Origin of the sequence: Amaricoccus tamworthensis, assembly GCF_049800875.1 — a bacterium.
In the GTDB taxonomy this organism is placed as follows: domain Bacteria; phylum Pseudomonadota; class Alphaproteobacteria; order Rhodobacterales; family Rhodobacteraceae; genus Amaricoccus; species Amaricoccus tamworthensis.
This window is the reverse complement of record NZ_JBNAFV010000015.1, coordinates 64,493-81,869: the sequence shown is the minus strand read 5'-3', so window position 1 is coordinate 81,869 and position 17,377 is coordinate 64,493. Positions and strand designations below refer to the sequence as shown.

At 62.2% G+C, this 17,377-nt stretch carries 14 protein-coding genes; all 14 read left to right on the top strand.

Features of this window, described 5'->3' with window-relative positions:
- The first annotated feature begins 81 nt into the window (after window positions 1-81).
- The 14 genes from ACP15P_RS18585 (at window position 82) to ACP15P_RS18520 (ending at window position 17,365) form a co-directional block, all read left to right on the top strand.
- Complete coding sequence (locus ACP15P_RS18585) at window positions 82-1,023, top strand: ABC transporter substrate-binding protein (RefSeq protein WP_424929980.1); 942 nt, start codon at window positions 82-84, stop codon at window positions 1,021-1,023.
- A 67-nt stretch (window positions 1,024-1,090) separates the two neighbouring features.
- Window positions 1,091-2,119, top strand: coding sequence for a quaternary amine ABC transporter ATP-binding protein (locus tag ACP15P_RS18580; RefSeq protein WP_424929979.1), 1,029 nt, complete (start codon window positions 1,091-1,093; stop codon window positions 2,117-2,119).
- Window positions 2,116-4,155 (top strand): ABC transporter permease, encoded by a 2,040-nt coding sequence (locus ACP15P_RS18575; RefSeq protein WP_424929978.1) that lies wholly within the window; start codon window positions 2,116-2,118, stop codon window positions 4,153-4,155. The genes ACP15P_RS18580 and ACP15P_RS18575 overlap by 4 nt, the downstream gene beginning before the upstream one ends.
- Complete coding sequence (locus ACP15P_RS18570) at window positions 4,152-5,048, top strand: phosphotransferase (RefSeq protein WP_424929976.1); 897 nt, start codon at window positions 4,152-4,154, stop codon at window positions 5,046-5,048. The genes ACP15P_RS18575 and ACP15P_RS18570 overlap by 4 nt, the downstream gene beginning before the upstream one ends.
- On the top strand, window positions 5,045-7,489 hold the full coding sequence (locus ACP15P_RS18565) for a GcvT family protein (protein WP_424929975.1): 2,445 nt from the start codon (window positions 5,045-5,047) through the stop codon (window positions 7,487-7,489). The genes ACP15P_RS18570 and ACP15P_RS18565 overlap by 4 nt, the downstream gene beginning before the upstream one ends.
- Before the next feature lie 233 nt (window positions 7,490-7,722).
- Window positions 7,723-8,853 carry a TRAP transporter substrate-binding protein gene (locus ACP15P_RS18560; RefSeq protein WP_424929973.1) on the top strand — a complete coding sequence of 377 codons (1,131 nt, stop codon included), beginning with the start codon at window positions 7,723-7,725 and terminating at the stop codon, window positions 8,851-8,853.
- Window positions 8,854-8,916: 63 nt separating this feature from the next.
- Window positions 8,917-9,501 carry a TRAP transporter small permease subunit gene (locus tag ACP15P_RS18555; RefSeq protein ID WP_424929972.1) on the top strand — a complete coding sequence of 195 codons (585 nt, stop codon included), beginning with the start codon at window positions 8,917-8,919 and terminating at the stop codon, window positions 9,499-9,501.
- Window positions 9,498-10,916 (top strand): TRAP transporter large permease, encoded by a 1,419-nt coding sequence (locus ACP15P_RS18550; protein WP_424929971.1) that lies wholly within the window; start codon window positions 9,498-9,500, stop codon window positions 10,914-10,916. The genes ACP15P_RS18555 and ACP15P_RS18550 overlap by 4 nt, the downstream gene beginning before the upstream one ends.
- Window positions 10,906-12,246 carry an amidase gene (locus ACP15P_RS18545; protein WP_424929970.1) on the top strand — a complete coding sequence of 447 codons (1,341 nt, stop codon included), beginning with the start codon at window positions 10,906-10,908 and terminating at the stop codon, window positions 12,244-12,246. Before ACP15P_RS18550 ends, ACP15P_RS18545 begins: the two co-directional genes overlap by 11 nt.
- A 22-nt stretch (window positions 12,247-12,268) precedes the next feature.
- Window positions 12,269-12,430 carry a hypothetical protein gene (locus ACP15P_RS18540; protein ID WP_424929969.1) on the top strand — a complete coding sequence of 54 codons (162 nt, stop codon included), beginning with the start codon at window positions 12,269-12,271 and terminating at the stop codon, window positions 12,428-12,430.
- A 5-nt stretch (window positions 12,431-12,435) separates the two neighbouring features.
- Window positions 12,436-13,395 (top strand): 2-hydroxyacid dehydrogenase, encoded by a 960-nt coding sequence (locus ACP15P_RS18535; protein WP_424929968.1) that lies wholly within the window; start codon window positions 12,436-12,438, stop codon window positions 13,393-13,395.
- 8 nt (window positions 13,396-13,403) lie between these two features.
- Window positions 13,404-14,492, top strand: a complete 1,089-nt coding sequence (locus ACP15P_RS18530) for a GntR family transcriptional regulator (RefSeq protein ID WP_424929967.1) — start codon at window positions 13,404-13,406, stop codon at window positions 14,490-14,492.
- 75 nt (window positions 14,493-14,567) lie between these two features.
- Window positions 14,568-15,821 carry a Gfo/Idh/MocA family protein gene (locus ACP15P_RS18525; RefSeq protein ID WP_424929966.1) on the top strand — a complete coding sequence of 418 codons (1,254 nt, stop codon included), beginning with the start codon at window positions 14,568-14,570 and terminating at the stop codon, window positions 15,819-15,821.
- Window positions 15,818-17,365 (top strand): hypothetical protein, encoded by a 1,548-nt coding sequence (locus tag ACP15P_RS18520; protein WP_424929965.1) that lies wholly within the window; start codon window positions 15,818-15,820, stop codon window positions 17,363-17,365. The genes ACP15P_RS18525 and ACP15P_RS18520 overlap by 4 nt, the downstream gene beginning before the upstream one ends.
- Window positions 17,366-17,377: the final 12 nt, after the last annotated feature.

Below are 17,377 nucleotides of genomic sequence, written 5' to 3'. Positions count from 1 at the left end.
TTCGTGAATTTCGACAAATCATGACCTGCCCCACCACAAAAAAATGACGAACGGGCGCAAGACCAGCAAGGAGGCTGACCGATGAATCCTACGAAAATGATGACTGCGGGCGTGCTGCTCGCCCTCTCGACGGCAGGAGCGTCCGCGGAAGTAGAATCCACCGACCCGATAAAACTCACCACACATGACTGGACCGGCCAAATCATCACCACGACCCTGATGGGCGAAGTGCTGAAGGATGCGGGATACAATATTGAATATGTCCAGGCGGACTACATTGCCCAGTTTGCGGGCCTGAAAACCGGTGACCTCCATGTTGCAATGGAGATCTGGGAGACCACCGGCAAGGAAGCCATGGACGAGGCGATTGCCACGGGGAACGTGGTCAGCGCCGGACCCACGGGGATGAAAGCGATCGAGGAATGGTGGTATCCCGCCTATATGGCCGACCGCTGCCCTGGCCTGCCGGACTGGGAAGCGCTGAACGACTGCGCGGGCGAATTCGCCACGGCGGAAACCGCGCCGCTTGGCCGCTACCTGGGCGGTCCAGTGACCTGGGGTGGCTTCGATGAGGAGCGCATCGAGGCCCTCGGGCTGGATTTCGAGGTCGTCCACGCGGGGACCGATGCCGCCCTGTTCGCGGAGCTTGAAGCCGCCTATCAGCGCGAGGACCCGATTGTGCTGTGGATATACTCCCCGCATTGGGCACCGGCAAAGTATGAAGGCGAGTTCGTCGAGTTCCCGCCCTATTCCGAGGAGTGCTACAACGATCCCTCGGTCGGGGTGAATCCGGATATGGCCTACGATTGCGGCAAGCCGCGCGGGGACATTTTCAAGGTGGCCTGGAGCGGCGTGGCGGAAAAATGGCCGGGCGCGTCCAAAGCGATTGAGGCCTTCCACATCACCAGCGACGAAATGGGTGGCCTGGTTTCCGAGGTCGACCTCGATGGCAAATCCGTGGACGAGGTCGTGGCCGCCTGGATGAGCGCCAACGAGTCTACCTGGAAATCCTGGATCCAGTAAACGCCGATACCTACCGGATGGCGCGCGCCGCCATCCGGTCAAGACTTTCCGAAGGATACGTACCAACATGTCAAGCGAGGTCCTGCTCGACTGCAAGGGTGTCTGGAAGCTGTACGGCGCCGACCTGCAGACATTCCTGACGCGCCACGCAAATGCGCCGTCTGATCAGGACCTTGCGGATCACAACATTATTGGTGCCGTGCGGGGCGTGGATGTGGCCATCCGCAAGGGCGAGATCTTCGTGATCATGGGCCTGTCCGGGTCAGGCAAGTCGACGCTTGTGCGCTGTCTGTCGCGTCTGATCGAGCCAAATGCCGGCACAATCGGCTATGAGGGTCGTGATCTTCTGGCCATGTCGGATGCGGAACTGATTGAGGTGCGGCGGCGCAAGATGGGCATGGTGTTCCAGCATTTTGCGCTCCTGCCCCATCTGACGGTTTTGCAAAATGTGGCATTCCCGCTCGAGGTTCAGGGAGTTGACCGCAAGCGCCGGGAGACCGACGCGATGCGTATGATTGAAACCGTCGGCCTCTCCGGGCGGGAGGGCAACTACCCGCGGCAGCTTTCCGGCGGCCAGCAGCAGAGGGTGGGCATTGCCCGGTCACTCGTCACCAACCCGGAGCTTTGGTTCCTCGACGAGCCGTTCTCCGCACTCGACCCGCTTATCCGACGTGAAATGCAGGACGAGTTCATCCGGCTGCAGTCCATGCTGCGCAAGACCATTGTCTTCATCACCCATGACTTTGACGAGGCCATTCGCCTCGCGGATCGGATCGCAGTCCTGAAAGACGGACGGATTGAGCAGACGGCAACACCGGAGGAGCTGATGACCAATCCCGCCACACCCTACGTAGCCGAGTTCACCCGGCATGTGGACAGGGCGAAGGTCGTTCGGCTGCAATCCATCATGACACCGTTTACCGGCGACGGACCCTGGTCCGGCGCGCTCCCTGGCAAACTGACGGTCGCGGAAACGGTGGCGCAGATCGACGCGGGAGAACATCCGTTTCAGGTGCTGGATGACGCCGGGAAACCCGTGGGCATGGTCAGCGCCCGCCAGGCCATCGACGTCATGATCGGCCGACCCGCACAATGAGCGACGAAACCGTCAATATGACACCGGTGATTGAAACCGGGAGACCGGAAAAAGGCTCAGGGGGCGCCTGGGTGTTCTGGACGGTTCTTTTCGCCGCCACCTGGGCGCTCTCCACCTGGTCGTTTGCGCTATACAAGGCTCTCGATGCCCGCTGGATCATTCGCTTTCCTGCCAGATTTGCCCTCAACCTGGACACCTGGATCACGGATGCGGTCAACTGGCTGGTCGAGGACCTGAGTTTCGGCCTTTTCACATTTCGGGACACGACACGGTTTCTCGCAGCGATTATTGAAGCCCCCTACGACATTGTGCGCGCCCTGCTGATCGACGGGTTTCAAAGCGGTCAGGGGCAACAGGCGGTGGAGATGTTCCCGCCACTCAGTTGGCTTGCGGTCATCGCCGTGATGGTGGCACTGGCGCGGTATGCGCGGGACTGGAGCCTGGCGGCACTGGTCGGTGGGTGTTTCGCCTATCTCGCCATATTTGGGCAGTGGGAGAGTGCCATGATCACGCTGGCCTCTGTCCTTATTGCGGTGCCAATCGGTGGGGTTGGCGGGTTGCTGCTGGGGGTCGCGTCCTACCGGTCCGACCGGTTTGAGCGTGCGCTCCGGCCGGTGCTGGACCTGATGCAGACCGTGCCGGTTTTTGCGTATCTCGTCCCAATTCTCGTGCTGTTCGGTTTTGGACCGGTGGCAGCACTGATCGCCACGGTGATCTACGCCATGCCGCCCATGGTGCGGAACACGACGGTAGCCCTGCAATCCGTACCGGAAGAGGTCATCGAGGCCGGGCGCATGATGGGCTGTGGGGAACGCCAACTGATGTGGAAAGTGCTGATCCCGACCGCGTTGCCCTCGATCATGGTAGGCGTCAACCAGGTCATCATGCTGACACTGAACATGGTGATTATTGCCTCGATGATTGGCGCCGGGGGCCTGGGGTATGACGTTCTGACCGCGCTACGCCGTCTGGATATTGGCGGCGGCATTGAGGCGGGTGTGGCAATTGTGGTCATGGCGATTGCGCTTGACCGCCTGAGCCAGGCCTTTGCCGAGCGACGCCTGCGTCCACTGCCGGACCCGTCCCTGCCACTTCACCGGCGCCATCCCCTGGCAACGGGAACCCTGGCCGTGGTGGTTCTGACGACCCTGTCGGGTTTTTTCGTGGACGGGCTGCGGACCTATCCGGAAGCCCTGACCGTCACCACCGGTGACTTCTGGGCCACGGGTATTGAGTGGATCAATGTGAACTTCTTCGATGCGATCGACGCGGCCAAAAATCTGCTGCTGACCTGGGTCATGCTGCCGGTCAAACAGTTTTTCTCCGGCATTCCCTGGTTCTGGGGCATCGCCGTCGTCGGCCTCGCGGCAGGCAGGCTGGGAGGCTGGAAGCTCGGTCTGATGGCTGCGGCCATGATGGCGTTTATTGCGGCCTCCGGTCTTTGGGGGAAGGCCATGACGACCGTCTATCTCACCACGGTTGCCGTGTTTCTCGCGAGCCTGATTGGCATCCCGCTTGGCATCTGGGCCGGGCAAAACGCGCGCGCCAACTCGATCCTTGGCGCCATTATCGACACGCTTCAGACCCTGCCAAGTTTTGTTTATCTGATCCCGGTGGTCATGCTCTTTCGCGTCGGGGATTTCTCGGCCCTCATTGCGATGGTGCTTTATGCACTTGCGCCCGCCGTGCGCTATGCGGCGCATGGCATCCGCAGCATTGATCCCGAACTGATCGAGGCCGGGCGGGTTTCAGGCTGCACAAGGAGACAGATGCTGCGCCGGATCCGGGTGCCACTGGCCGCGCCTTCGCTCCTGCTGGGGCTCAACCAGACCATCATGCTTGCCCTCTCGATGCTGGTTATCACAGCTCTGGTGGGCACGCGCGACCTGGGCCAGGAGGTCTACATCGCGCTCACCAAAGCCAATGTCGGCCAGGGCCTCGTAGCTGGCATCTCTGTTGCCTTCATCGCCATCATTGCCGACCGGGTGGTGAACGCACTTGCACGCTCCACGCGGGAAAGGCTCGGGATAAAATGACGCTTACCGATACCTTGCGCAGCCGAATCGCCTCCCTGCCCTGTTTTGACGCACCGGCAGGGATTGAGCCACTTGGGGGCGGGATCACCAACATCAATGTCACGGTCGAGGACGGGGACCGGAAATACGTGGTGCGTGTGGGCAGTGACATTCCAGAGCACGGAATATTGCGCTGGAACGAACTTTCGATTGCGAGGGCCGCCGCGGCCTGTGGCCTGTCACCCAAGGTGCGTCACGCCGAACCGGATATCATGGTGATTGACTATGTCGACGCGGAACCACTTGAGGAAGCCGACCTGCATGACGAGACCACACTCCGGGACACGACCGCACTGATCCGTCGGGTCCATGATGAGGTCACGCAACAGCTGCACGGTCCGGTCCTGGCCTTTAACGTGTTTCATGTGCTGAATACCTATGCGGCATTTCTGCGCGACCGGAAATCCACCCATATCCCGCTGATCCCCGATCTGATGAATGATGCGGCCAGACTGAAATCGGCCGTTGGTCCGGTGGATCTCGTACTGGGCCACAACGACCTTCTGCCCGCCAACATCCTGCGCGGCAAAAATGGCATTTGGTTGGTGGACTGGGAATATGGCGGTTTCAATTCACCGCTTTTCGATCTGGGTGGGCTTGCCACCAATGCGGACCTGCCGCGCGACGCGGAACTTATACTGCTTACCACCTATTTCGGGACCGAACCGGACACTGGGCTGTTGCACCGATACGACGCCATGAAATGCGCGTCGCTCCTGCGTGAGACCATGTGGAGCATGGTGTCGGAAATCACGTCAGAGATCGAATTCGACTATTCCGAATACTCCGCAAAAAACCTCGAGCGGTTCCGGACCGCCCTGACCGACTTCAATGCCAACGGAGACCGTACATGACGGACTTTCCCACCAGCGCCCGCGCCGTCATCATCGGTGGCGGAATTATCGGCTGTTCCACGGCCTATCACCTCGCCAAGCTCGGCTGGGACGTTGTGCTGCTTGAGCGGAGGAAACTGACCTCCGGCACGACATTCCACGCGGCGGGTCTCGTGGGACAGCTTCGGTCGAGCGCCAACATCACACAGATGCTGGGATACTCCGTCGATCTCTACAAATCCCTGGAAGAGGAAACCGGTCTCGGGACGGGCTGGAAAATGAATGGCGGATTGCGGCTTGCCTGTAATGAGGAACGCTGGACGGAAGTAAAACGCCAGGCCACCACCGCTCATTCCTTCGGTCTGGAAATGCAGTTGATGAGCCCGAAGGAGGCACAGGACCTTTGGCCGCTGATGACGGTGGATGACGTGGTCGGGGCCGCGTTCCTGCCCACGGACGGGCAGGCGAACCCGTCGGACATTACCCAGGCTTTGGCGAAGGGTGCCCGGATGGCCGGCGCGCGTATATACGAGGACACGAAGGTTCTCTCGATCAATGTCGAGAAAGGCGTGATCAAATCGGTTGAGACCGAAAAGGGTCGTATAGAGACGCCTGTTGTGGTTGCCTGTGCCGGTCAATGGACCCGGGCGCTGGCGAAAACCGTGGGCGTCAACGTGCCCCTGGTTCCGATGGAGCACCAGTACATGGTGACCGAGCGGATTGAGGGCATGCCCGCGAATCTGCCGACCCTGCGTGATCCGGACAGGTTGACCTATTACAAGGAGGAGGTCGGCGGTCTGGTCATGGGCGGCTATGAGCCAAACCCCAAACCCTGGGCCACCGACGGCATTCCACCGGGGTTTCACTACACCCTGCTTGACAGCGACTATGACCATTTCCAGCAGATCATGGAACTGTCCCTCGGCCGTGTCCCCGCGCTTGAAACGGCCGGCATCAAGGAACTGGTCAATGGGCCCGAGAGCTTCACGCCGGATGGCAATTTCATTTTGGGAGAAGCGCCGGAGTTGCGGAATTTCTATGTGGGTGCGGGGTTCAACGCTTTCGGCATCGCATCCGGCGGGGGGGCGGGCATGGCACTCGCGGAATGGGTTGCACGTGGCGAGCCGCCCTACGACCTCTGGCCAGTGGATATCCGTCGGTTTGGCCGCCCGCATTTTGACGATGACTGGATCCGCAAGCGAACGGTCGAGGCCTATGGTAAACACTACACGATGGCCTGGCCGTCGGAAGAACATGACAGCGCCCGCCCCTGCCGCAAATCTCCGCTTTACGAGCTTCTGAAGGCCGATGGCGCGGTGTTCGGTGAAAAACTCGGCTGGGAGCGGCCAAACTGGTATGCCGATACGGCGGCGGGTGAGGTTCAGCACGACATTTACAGCTTCCAGCGCCCCAACTGGCACGAGGCCGTGGCGCGGGAGCACAGAGCCGCGCGCGAGGCCGCGGTTCTGTTCGATCAGACCTCTTTCGCCAAATTTGCGCTGAAAGGCCCGGATGCGGAGGCCGCGCTCAACTGGATCGCTTCCAACAACGTGGCGCGACCGGTTGGGTCGCTGATCTACACCCAGATGCTCAATGACCGGAGCGGGATCGAATGCGACCTGACGGTCGTACGCGTCGCGGAAGACGAATTCTACATCGTGACCGGCACCGGCTTCGCGACCCACGATTTCGACTGGATTTCGCGGAACATTCCCGAAGGCATGAATGCCCAGCTTTTTGACATTACATCCGGTTCTGCGGTGCTGTCGCTTATGGGCCCGAAATCCCGCGACATACTCCAAGCCGTCACCCGTGCCGACGTGAGCAACGCCGCGTTCCCGTTCGCGACATCGCAAATCATCGGAATCGCGGGATGTCCCGTTCGGGCCATGCGTGTGACATATGTGGGTGAACTGGGCTGGGAACTGCATCTGCCGGTTGAATATGCCACCGCCGTGTACGCCGCACTTCATGAGGCCGGCGCAAAACACGGGCTGCGCAATGCCGGATACCGGGCCATTGAAACCCTGCGACTCGAAAAAGGCTACCGGGCCTGGCCGTCCGATATTGGCCCGGATCAAACCCCGGACCAGGCCGGACTTGGCTGGGCAGTGAAAATGAAATCCAATATCGACTTCAGGGGGCGCGCAGCCATCCAGGAACAGCGTACCAAACCGTTGCCCAAGATGCTTGCAACCTTCACGGCGGACCCGGAGGTGGTGCTCTCCGGCAGGGAAACCATTTACCGGAACGGGGAGCGGGTCGGCTGGCTGAGTTCGGGCGGTTTTGGGCATACGGTCAACAAATCAATTGGTCTTGGATACGTTCGCAACCCGGAGGGCGTCACCGCGGACTACATCCGCTCCGGGTCCTGGGAGCTTGAGGTTGCGACCGTGCGGGTTCCGGCGGAGGCCACACTCGACCCGCTCCATGACCCAAAAATGCAGCGCGTAAGGGCCTGATCCAATTCGCGGGGCCTGAGTCCTCCTCTTTCCCCCGCCGCCCGACCGAAACCGACCCTACAACCGGATGTTGAGTTCGGGCGGGGCAGGCTGTGGAAATTGCTGACAATTTCGTTTTGTGATGGAAATGGAGGTTGCGCGGAACGGTCAGGCGGGTAACGTTACGGCGCTAGTATACCACCCGGACAACAGGGTTGGGCCGGGCGGAACGTGCCCAAAGGGAGGAAAATTCAATGACTGAGAAACCAAATCTGGACCGCAGGTCCTTTCTGAAGAAGTCGGCCCTGGCCGGTGGTGCGTCCGCCGGCGGCGTGCTGGCCGCTCCGGCGGTTCTGGCCCAGGCGCCCATCGTGATGAAGATGCAGACGTCCTGGGGCGCATCCAATATCTGGGACGAGTTCGCCAAGGACTATGCCCACCGCGTTGAGGAAATGTCCGGTGGCCGCCTGAAAATCGACGTGCTGCCCGCGGGTGCGGTTGTGGCCGCGTTCCAGGTGCTTGATGCCGTGAATGACGGCGTGATCGACGCCGCCCATTCCGTGCCGGTGTACTGGTACGGCAAGAACAAGGCCGCATCGCTCTTCGGCACCGGCCCCGTGTTCGGCGGCTCGGCGACCACGATGCTGTCGTGGTTCTATGAAGGTGGCGGCGCGGAACTCTACCGCGAGCTGACCCAGGACATCATGGGGCTCGACGTGATCGGTTACATGGGCTTCCCGATGTTCGCGCAGCCCTTCGGCTGGTTCAAGGGCGAGGTCAACACGGTGGCGGACCTTGACGGGTTCAAATACCGCACCGTGGGTCTGGCCGCCGACCTTCTGACGAAGCTTGGCATGTCGGTCGCACAGCTGCCGGGCGGTGAGATCGTACCGGCGATGGAGCGCGGCGTGATCGACGCGTTCGAGTTCAACAACCCGTCCTCGGACAAGGATTTCGGTGCGCAGGACGTGGCGAAAAACTACTACCTGTCCTCCTATCACCAGGCGTCGGAGAGCTTCGAGTTCCTGTTCTCCCGCACCTTCGTTGAGGATCTGGACCCGGATCTGCAGGCCATCCTGAAATACGGCGTTGAGGCGGCGTCCACCGCCAACACGGCGAAAGCCATGCGGCGCTATTCGGACGACCTTCAGTGGCTCCAGGATGAGGCCGGTGTGACCGTTCACCGCACCTCGACGGAGATTCTGGACGCGCAGATCCAGGCCTGGGACGAGCTGATCCCGACACTGGAAGAGGATCCCTTCATGAAGAAGACCCTCGACAGCCAGCGCGAGTGGGTTGAGAAGGTCGGCTTCTACGAGCTGATGAACGCACCGGATTACGCTCTGGCCTACGAGCACTACTTCCCGGGCAAGCTCAAGCTCTGATCCAACCGGCAATAAAGCCTCCGGTGACCTCACCGGGGGCGTTTTCCGCTAAACGGGGGCGAAATGATTGGCTTCATAAAATTCGCTGACAGCCTGTCGGCGTGGTTCGGCAAGGCGTTCGCCTGGCTGATTATTCTCATGTCGGTCGGCACGGGATATGAGGTGTTTGTGCGCTACGTGCTCAACAGCCCCACGGCCTGGGCGCTGGACGTGTCCTTCATCATGTATGGCACGCTATTCATGATGGGCGGGGCCTATACCCTTTCCCGGGGCGGGCATGTGCGGGGTGATTTTCTCTACCGTCTCTGGCAGCCGCGCACCCAGGCCAAGGTCGATTTCGTTCTCTACATCCTGTTTTTCTTCCCCGGCGTCACGGCCCTCATCCTCGCCGGATGGAAATACGCCGCCCGATCCTGGCAGTACGGTGAGGTCTCCGTAAACAGCCCGGCCGGGGTTCCCATCTACCAGTTCAAAACCGTCATCGTCGCGGCGGGTATCCTGTTGTTTATTCAGGGGCTCGCCCAGGTCTGCCGCTGCATCCATGCCATGCGCACAAATGTCTGGCTTGAGGCCGACGAGGACGTGTTCGAGACGGAGGATCTGCTCATGAAGCAGGTCAACGAGGCCGAGAAAGGGCATACGCCGTGACCGACCCCCAAATCGCCCTGATGATGCTCGGGCTGTTCATTGTCTTTGTATTTCTCGGATTCCCGATTGCCTTCACGCTCATGGCCATGGGCATCGGCTTTGGCTACTACGCCTATTTCGACGAGCGCCGGATGTGGCGCGATTTCAACCGTCTGGAGGAGAACGCCGGAAGCTGGGAACAATGGTCGACCTGGTTTGAGGGGTTCTTCAACAACCGAATATTCGACCTCTTTGTGAACCAGACCTTCACGGTGATGTCGAACGAGGTTCTGACCGCCGTGCCGCTGTTCCTCTTCATGGGCTATATCGTGGAGCGGGCCAACATCGTTGACCGCCTGTTCTCGACCCTGAACATCGCGTCGAAAAACATGCCTGGCTCCATGGGTATTGCGGCCCTGATCACCTGTGCTTTGTTTGCGACCGCGACGGGCATTGTGGGTGCTGTTGTGACGCTGATGGGTCTGCTCGCCCTGCCCGCCATGCTCAAGGCCCGCTATGAGCCGTCCTTTGCCAGCGGCATTATCTGCGCGGGCGGAACGCTTGGCATTCTGATCCCGCCGTCGATCATGCTGATCGTCTACGCCGCCGCCTCCAACGTCTCGATCGTGCGGCTCTACGCGGCCGCTTTGCTGCCTGGTCTGACGCTTGTGGGACTGTATCTGGTCTATATCGTGGGCCGGTCCATCCTTCAGCCCAGTGTGGCGCCGAAGCCCACGAGTGAGGAAGTCCCCGACATGCCGATGGGGAAGCTGATGCTGATGATCGTCACATCGTTCCTGCCGCTCGCGTTCCTGATCTTCGCGGTTCTGGGGTCGATCCTGTTTGGACTGGCGACGCCCACCGAGGCCGCGTCCATCGGGGCGCTTGGCGGCATGCTGCTGGCCGTGCTCTACCGCGCCATGACCTGGCAGAGGCTGCGGGAAAGCGTGTATCTGACCGTGCGGACCACCGCGATGGTCTGCTGGCTCTTCGTGGGCTCCTACACCTTCTCGGCCGTGTTCTCCTACCTTGGTGGCGAGACCGTGATTGCCGAGTTCGTCGAGGGGCTGAACCTGTCACCAATCATGTTCCTGATCCTGGCGCAGCTCATCATTTTCCTGCTGGGCTGGCCGCTGGAATGGTCGGAGATCATCATCATCTTCGTACCGATCTTCCTGCCGCTGCTGGCGTTCTTTGACATTGATCCGCTGTTCTTCGGCATCCTGGTTGCCCTGAACCTGCAGACCAGTTTCCTGACGCCACCCATGGCCATGTCGGCCTATTACCTGAAGGGGATCGCACCGCCGGGCATCAAGCTGACGCATATCTTCAAGGGCGTGATGCCGTTCCTCTTCTGCGTCATCCTTTCCATGGTCCTGATGTATGCCTTCCCGCAGATCGTGTTCTACCTGCCGGAGCTGTTTTATGGAGGGTAGCCTGCCCACATCCGGAACGCCCGACACGGTCGATCTGCGCGACCGGCTGGCGAGCGGGGCCTTGAGCGCGGTCGACCTGGTGGAGATCTGCATCGCGCGGATCGAGGCCCGCGAACCGGAGGTTCAGGCCTGGGCCTGGTTCGACCCGGAATTCGCGCGGCACCAGGCGCGCGGTCTGGACGCCCACCGCAAATCCGGCCGCCCCGTCGGCCCGCTGCACGGTCTTCCCGTTGGGCTGAAGGACATCATCGACACCGCCAAAATCCCAACGGAAAACGGCTGTCCGGTGGACGCGGGCCGGATTCCGACGGCGGATGCCTGGGTGGTTGAGCGTCTGCGCCAGGCTGGCGCGGTGATCATGGGCAAGACCACCTCGACGGAACTTGCCTATCTGCACCCGAGCAAAACCCGCAACCCGCACGACACCGGCCACACGCCGGGCGGTTCATCCGCCGGGTCCGCGGCCGCGGTGGCGGATGGCATGATCCCGCTGGCCGTGGGAACGCAGACCGGCGGATCGGTCATCCGTCCCGCCTCCTATTGCGGCGTGACCGGGTTCAAGCCGAGTTTTGGCGCCATTCCCCGTCGCGGCATTCTGATGCAGTCGCACACGCTCGACACGGTTGGCGTCTTCGCCCGCGATCCGCTCGGCACCGCCCTGATCGCGGACGTGCTTTTCGGCCATGATCCGGCAGACCGGCAGACATCGCTCGCCCCGGCGCCCCGCCTGCTGGAAACCGGGCGGTCGGAGCCGCCCCTGAAACCGGTCTTTGCCTTCGTACGCCCGCCTGGTTGGGATGATGCGCATCCGGACGTCCATGCAGCCTTTGGCGAACTGGTTGAGGCACTGGGCGACCAGGTCTTCGAGGTTGATCTTCCATCCCTTTTCGACAGCGCCGCCGAACAGCGTATGATCGTCAATTTCGCGGAGATGTCGCGCTACTACTACCGCTATTTCCGCGATGGTCTCGACAGGCTCGGCCCGGAGACCGTCAAGGCACTGGAGACCGGCAACGCGATCCCCGCACGGGACTACCTGGCCGCGCTGGACTGGCAAAAGCTCCTGAACGCCGCGCTCGAGGAGATTTTCGAACGCTGCGACGCCATTCTCTGCCCCTCCGCCACCGGCCCGGCTCCGGAGGGCCTCGGGAGCACCGGCAACCCGATCTTCAACGGGGTCTGGACCCTTTGCGGCACACCGGCCATCAGCCTGCCGCTGCTGACCGCCTCCAACGGACTGCCGCTGGGCGTGCAGCTGGTGGGGAGCCCCGGTAATGACGGGCGACTGCTGCGCTCCGCGAACTGGCTCAACACCTGGGCGGATCAATGAAACAAACGCGATTGGACCTCACATGAACCGGATACTCGCCCTGTTTGCTTTCGTCATTTTCGCGATATTCGTCGGCATCCTCGCCTACCGCGTGCCGAGCCCGGACCTGGTCGCGGTGATCGTCCTGACACTCCTGCTCGTGGGCTACGACTTCCTGACATCCAGCGGCAAAAAGCGGGACTGAGCCTTATGTCACGACCGGTCATCTGGATCCCGCGCAGGCTCTCGGACGCCACACTGGACCGCGCCCGCCGCGACTATGAGGTGATCCTCAAGGATGAGGACACGGCCGGCACCGCCGACGAGATCATCGCCTTGAGCGCGAAGGTCGACGGCATGATTCCCTGCCATTCCGAGCATTTCAGCGCCGATGTGGTCGGCCGCCTCGACCCGCGCCTGAAGATCGTGGCGAACCATTCCGTGGGGCTCGACCACTGCGACATTCCCGCCCTGAAATCGAAGGGCATCACGGTCACCAATACGCCCGACGTTCTGACCGATGCCACGGCCGAGCTTGCCATGCTGCTGATGCTCGGCGCGGCGCGTCACGCGGTTGCGGGCGACCGGGTTGTGCGCTCCGGCGCATGGGATTTCTGGTCGCCGGCCTTCATGGTCGGAAAACAGGTCACGGGCTCCCGCCTCGGCATCGTCGGCATGGGTGGCGTGGGACGCGCCCTGGCCCGCAAGGCCCGTGGGTTGGACATGGAGATCCACTACCACAACCGCACAAGGCTCGCCCCCGAACTGGAAGGCGGCGCGACGTATCACGACAGTCTCGACAGCCTTCTGGAGGTGTCGGATTTCCTGTCCCTGAACTGCCCGGCCACGGCCGAGAGTACAGGCATGATGAATGCCGAACGCCTGGCGAAACTGCCGGCGGGGGCGGTTCTGGTGAATGCCGCACGGGGCAGCCTGGTGGATGAGACCGCCCTGGTGGAGGCCATTGAAAGCGGTCATCTTGCCGCCGCAGGTCTCGACTGCTTTGTCACCGAACCGGGCGGGAACCCGGATTTCGCCCGCTTCGACAACATCTTCATGATGCCCCATGTAGGCAGCGCCACGGTCAAAACCCGCGACGCAATGGGCTTCCGCGCCCTGGACAACCTCGACGCCTTCTATCGCGGCGAGACACCAGGGGACGCTCAGTAGCCGCCCCCATGAAGCGCACGGCCGTCGACGACAAAATCCGCGATGCCGTCCTCGAACTGATTGCCGGGGGAAAACCAGGCCAGAGACTGCCGCGCGTTCGCGATCTGATGGCGCGGTACCACACATCCCAGCGTGTGGTGCAACGGGCCCTTGCGCCACTGCGCGAGCAGGGCCTGGTCTCGATCCGGCGTGGTGCGGGGCTGACCATTGCCGATGGCCCGGCCCCGTCACGTGAATACGATTCCGACTGCCAGATCCTTTACCGCAGTTCCGAGAGCCGTCTCGCCCGCAACCTGCTGATGGAACTGGTGAAACGCCTCAAACGCAGCGGCCTGCGCGTGGGCATGATTGGGTTCACGGATGAAATGGCGGCTTTGGAGAAACTGAAAGCACGTGGCCAGGCGAGGTGCTGTCTCCTGCAGACCAACTTTGAGATTGTCTCCGTCAGGTTTCTCGCCGGCATCATGGATCACGCGGACCGGGTTGTCATCGACGGCGTCTCCGTCACTGGTATTGATGCGGATGTGATCGGCACCAACTGGCGCGAGGCGCTGTCCGTGGCCTACCGAAAGCTGCGCGAGCGTGGCCACGAACATATTTCGTTCCTCACATCCTCCCACGGTGCCCGCCAAATCGCCATGGCGCGACGTGAATTCGACCTCCTGAGCGGATGGACCGGGCCAGATCCGAACCCGCAGCTGTTCCAGGTCGATCGTCTGCCCGGTTCCTACCGGCCGGAGGACGTGCTCCGGGCTCTGCCGGTTGCTGCCGATACCGGTCCGAACCGCCCAACCGCGCTGATCATCTGGGGTCTGGTGGATGGCTACATGCTGGATGCGGCACTGAGAGAGCGGGGCATCCGGCCGGGCAGTGGCTTCAGCATCCTGCTGCTCGGCAGTATCGACATGCTGTCCGAACACGTGGACCAGTTCGATGTGGTGGGGAACTCGAACGCTGAAAAACTCGATCTGTTTGAGCGCGTCGTGCGCGCACGGATTAATGGTGACGCCTCGGACGCGCGAACCCACTATTTTCCCATCTATCACCTTGAGAACGGCTCGATTGAGGTTCTGTCCCCGGATGACCAAATCGGCTGACTGAATATAATACCTCTATTTCCCAACATTATACTCACATACAGTCAACCCAATTCGGGTGTCAGTGGGACTTGCATGAAGAATCAGGAAACGACCGGAGTGGTGATCGTCGGCGCTGGCGAGCGGGGTGTTTACTTCATCGGAAGCCGTATGGCCGAAGCCGCCGCCGACACCGACCTGCGCATCACCGGGGTGGTGGACCGGCTGCCCGACCGGGCAACCCTGGCCGCCCGCCACCTAGAGGAGGTCTACGCCGGCGCCGGTGTCAGCCACCCGGTCCGGGTCTATGCCTCGATGGATGAGGCGATGGCCGATCCGGCCGTGAAAATGGTGATCGTCACCACCCATACCGACAGCCACCGCGAGCCGGTTCGCCTGGCCGCCGAGGCGGGCAAACGCATCTACCTCGATAAGCCCATCTCGGTCTCGCTTGAGGATGCCAACGCCATTGCGCGGAGCGAAACCGCGTCGGGGCAGCCCGTGATGATGGGCTTCACCCGCCGCTATGAGCGCCCCTGGATCGAGGCGGTCAAGCTCGCCCATGGCGACCGGATCGGCACGCCCCGCATGGTACTGTTGCGCTCGGTCATTCCCTACACCCGGTATCTGCAACTCTGGCATCGCGACCAGGCCCGGTCCGGGGGGGCTCTGAACGACAAGGGCTCCCACCATTTTGATGTGCTGAACTGGATCGCCGATGGCGCCAGACCGGTCAGCGTCACCGCAACCGGCGGCCGGTCGGGCATTTTCGCACCGGATCCAGATGCGCCCGTCCGCTGCCGCGATTGCGACCGCGACTGTCCCTACCGCCGTCACGAGACACTGATCGACCGGTTTGAGGGCGTCGGGCGCGTGCCAAACGAAAGCTGGACCACAGCCCGCGACATTCTCGACCGCAACGACACCTGCGTTTACCAGCCTGGTTCGGACATAGACGATCATGCCGTTGTCACGGTCCGCTACGACAGCGGCCTGGTCGCCACGCTGTTCTTCAGCATTTTCGGCCCCTGGTCGGAGGATCAGGAGACCCTGGAAATCGTGGGCGACAGCGGAAGGCTGCGCATGGAGCGCCACAGCGGCGAGATCGACCTCGTCGAAAATCACGGCCGCGCCCGCTCCACAATACGCTTCCCAAATCCGGACGCCGGCTCCTCGCATTTCGGTGCGGACCGGGAGGTCGTGCGCCGCATGAGCCGCTTCATGAAGGGTGAACTGCCCCCCGTCGGCGTTGCGGAGGGTGTCGCCTCACTCCGCCTCGTCAGAGCCGCGCAGATCAGCCTGCGCAACGGCTCCCAACCCGTCGACCCCCTGGCGGAGGACCTGACATGATCAACGCTCCCCTGCCCCCGCGCCTGCGGCCTCTGGCGAATGACCTGGACCTGCAGCCCTTCTACGGCGACATCCACAACCATTCCGATCTGTCCTACGGTCACGGACCGTTTCCGGACGCGCTGAAAAAGGCGGCCCTCCAGCTCGATTTCGTCTCGGTCACCGGCCACGCGCACTGGCCCGACATGCCGGTCGACGACCCCTCGGTCGCGCATATCGTGGATTTCCACATCAAGGGTTTCGCGAAACTGCGCGCCGGATGGAACGATCATTTTGACGTTTTGCGCTCGGCGGAAAAGCCTGGCGCGCTTGCCGTTTTTCCGGGCTACGAGATCCACTCAAACGCCCATGGCGACTACACCATCGTCCTGGCCGACCTGGACGGCGGCCCGCTTTGCCTCGAGGATACGCCGGAAGAACTGAAGAACGCCCTACGGCAGACCTACGGTGCCCGGGCGATGGCGTTTCCCCATCACATTGGCTACCGACAGGGACGGCGCGGCATAAACTGGGACACCTTTGACCCGGAGCTGTCCCCGTTTGTGGAAATGAATTCCATGCATGGATGCGCCGAACGCTCGGAATCTCCGCGCGGCTACCTGCACTCGATGGGTCCGGTCGACGGTCACTCCACGATGGCGCACGGCCTCGCGTTAGGCAAAGTGTTTGGCATCGTCGGGAACACCGATCACCACAGTGGGTTCCCTGGCTCCTGGGGCCACGGGCGCATGGCGCTCTATGCGCCTTCCCATGATCGAAACGCGTTTTGGGACGCCATGCTGGCGCGGACAACCAACGCGCTGACCGGCGACCGCATACATCTGCTTACCGCCATCAACGGAACCATTCAGGGCGGTGTGATCCCCGCGACGGCAGACGCCACCCTCAACATTGAGGCCGTGGCCGGCGGCGCCATCGACCATATCGACGTCATCCGCAACGGGCGCCTGGCGCAGCGCATCAGCCCCACGCTCACGCCGTCTCCGGTTGACCCGACGCAGCCAGATGAGACGCTCATCCATCTTGAGCTGGGCTGGGGGGCGCGCGGATCATCCCACCACTGGGACGGCAGCCTGGAGATCAGCGGGGGGGAGATGCTGGCGGTTGAACCCCGGTTCCGGGGGCCGGAAATCGTCTCGCCGCTGGAAGGCGAGGACACCGGACACCCGCTGCCGCGGATTTCCGCGAGCGGCAACCAGGTGGATTTCGCCGTGACCGCCGAGGCCAACCCCAACAACACCACCTCCGCGACCCAGGGCCTCATGGTGCGCGCGCGGCTTGACGCCGACGCCGTCATCCGGCTCCGCTTTGACGGACAGACCGTCGAGGTTCCAGCCTCGCGGCTCTTTGAGGGCGCCCTTTCGGGCAATCTCGGCCCCATCGACACGCCCGCCTGGCGGCTGCATCAGCTGCCCAGGCCCGAAGAGTGGCAGTGGACCGGCGACATACCCCTCGGCACGCTGGAGCAGGGCGAATCGGTCTATGTCAGGCTGCACCAGGACAGCGGACAGATGGCCTGGACCTCACCGATTTTCGTAAGATGAAACCAAAAAACA

Coding starts and splice junctions, on each gene's coding strand:
- ACP15P_RS18560 (WP_424929973.1), top strand. CDS start 7,723: ATGACTGAGAAACCAAATCTGGACCGCAGGTCCTTTCTGAAGAAGTCG.
- ACP15P_RS18520 (WP_424929965.1), top strand. CDS start 15,818: ATGATCAACGCTCCCCTGCCCCCGCGCCTGCGGCCTCTGGCGAATGAC.
- ACP15P_RS18565 (WP_424929975.1), top strand. CDS start 5,045: ATGACGGACTTTCCCACCAGCGCCCGCGCCGTCATCATCGGTGGCGGA.
- ACP15P_RS18575 (WP_424929978.1), top strand. CDS start 2,116: ATGAGCGACGAAACCGTCAATATGACACCGGTGATTGAAACCGGGAGA.
- ACP15P_RS18570 (WP_424929976.1), top strand. CDS start 4,152: ATGACGCTTACCGATACCTTGCGCAGCCGAATCGCCTCCCTGCCCTGT.
- ACP15P_RS18535 (WP_424929968.1), top strand. CDS start 12,436: ATGTCACGACCGGTCATCTGGATCCCGCGCAGGCTCTCGGACGCCACA.
- ACP15P_RS18585 (WP_424929980.1), top strand. CDS start 82: ATGAATCCTACGAAAATGATGACTGCGGGCGTGCTGCTCGCCCTCTCG.
- ACP15P_RS18530 (WP_424929967.1), top strand. CDS start 13,404: ATGAAGCGCACGGCCGTCGACGACAAAATCCGCGATGCCGTCCTCGAA.
- ACP15P_RS18545 (WP_424929970.1), top strand. CDS start 10,906: ATGGAGGGTAGCCTGCCCACATCCGGAACGCCCGACACGGTCGATCTG.
- ACP15P_RS18525 (WP_424929966.1), top strand. CDS start 14,568: ATGAAGAATCAGGAAACGACCGGAGTGGTGATCGTCGGCGCTGGCGAG.
- ACP15P_RS18580 (WP_424929979.1), top strand. CDS start 1,091: ATGTCAAGCGAGGTCCTGCTCGACTGCAAGGGTGTCTGGAAGCTGTAC.
- ACP15P_RS18555 (WP_424929972.1), top strand. CDS start 8,917: ATGATTGGCTTCATAAAATTCGCTGACAGCCTGTCGGCGTGGTTCGGC.
- ACP15P_RS18540 (WP_424929969.1), top strand. CDS start 12,269: ATGAACCGGATACTCGCCCTGTTTGCTTTCGTCATTTTCGCGATATTC.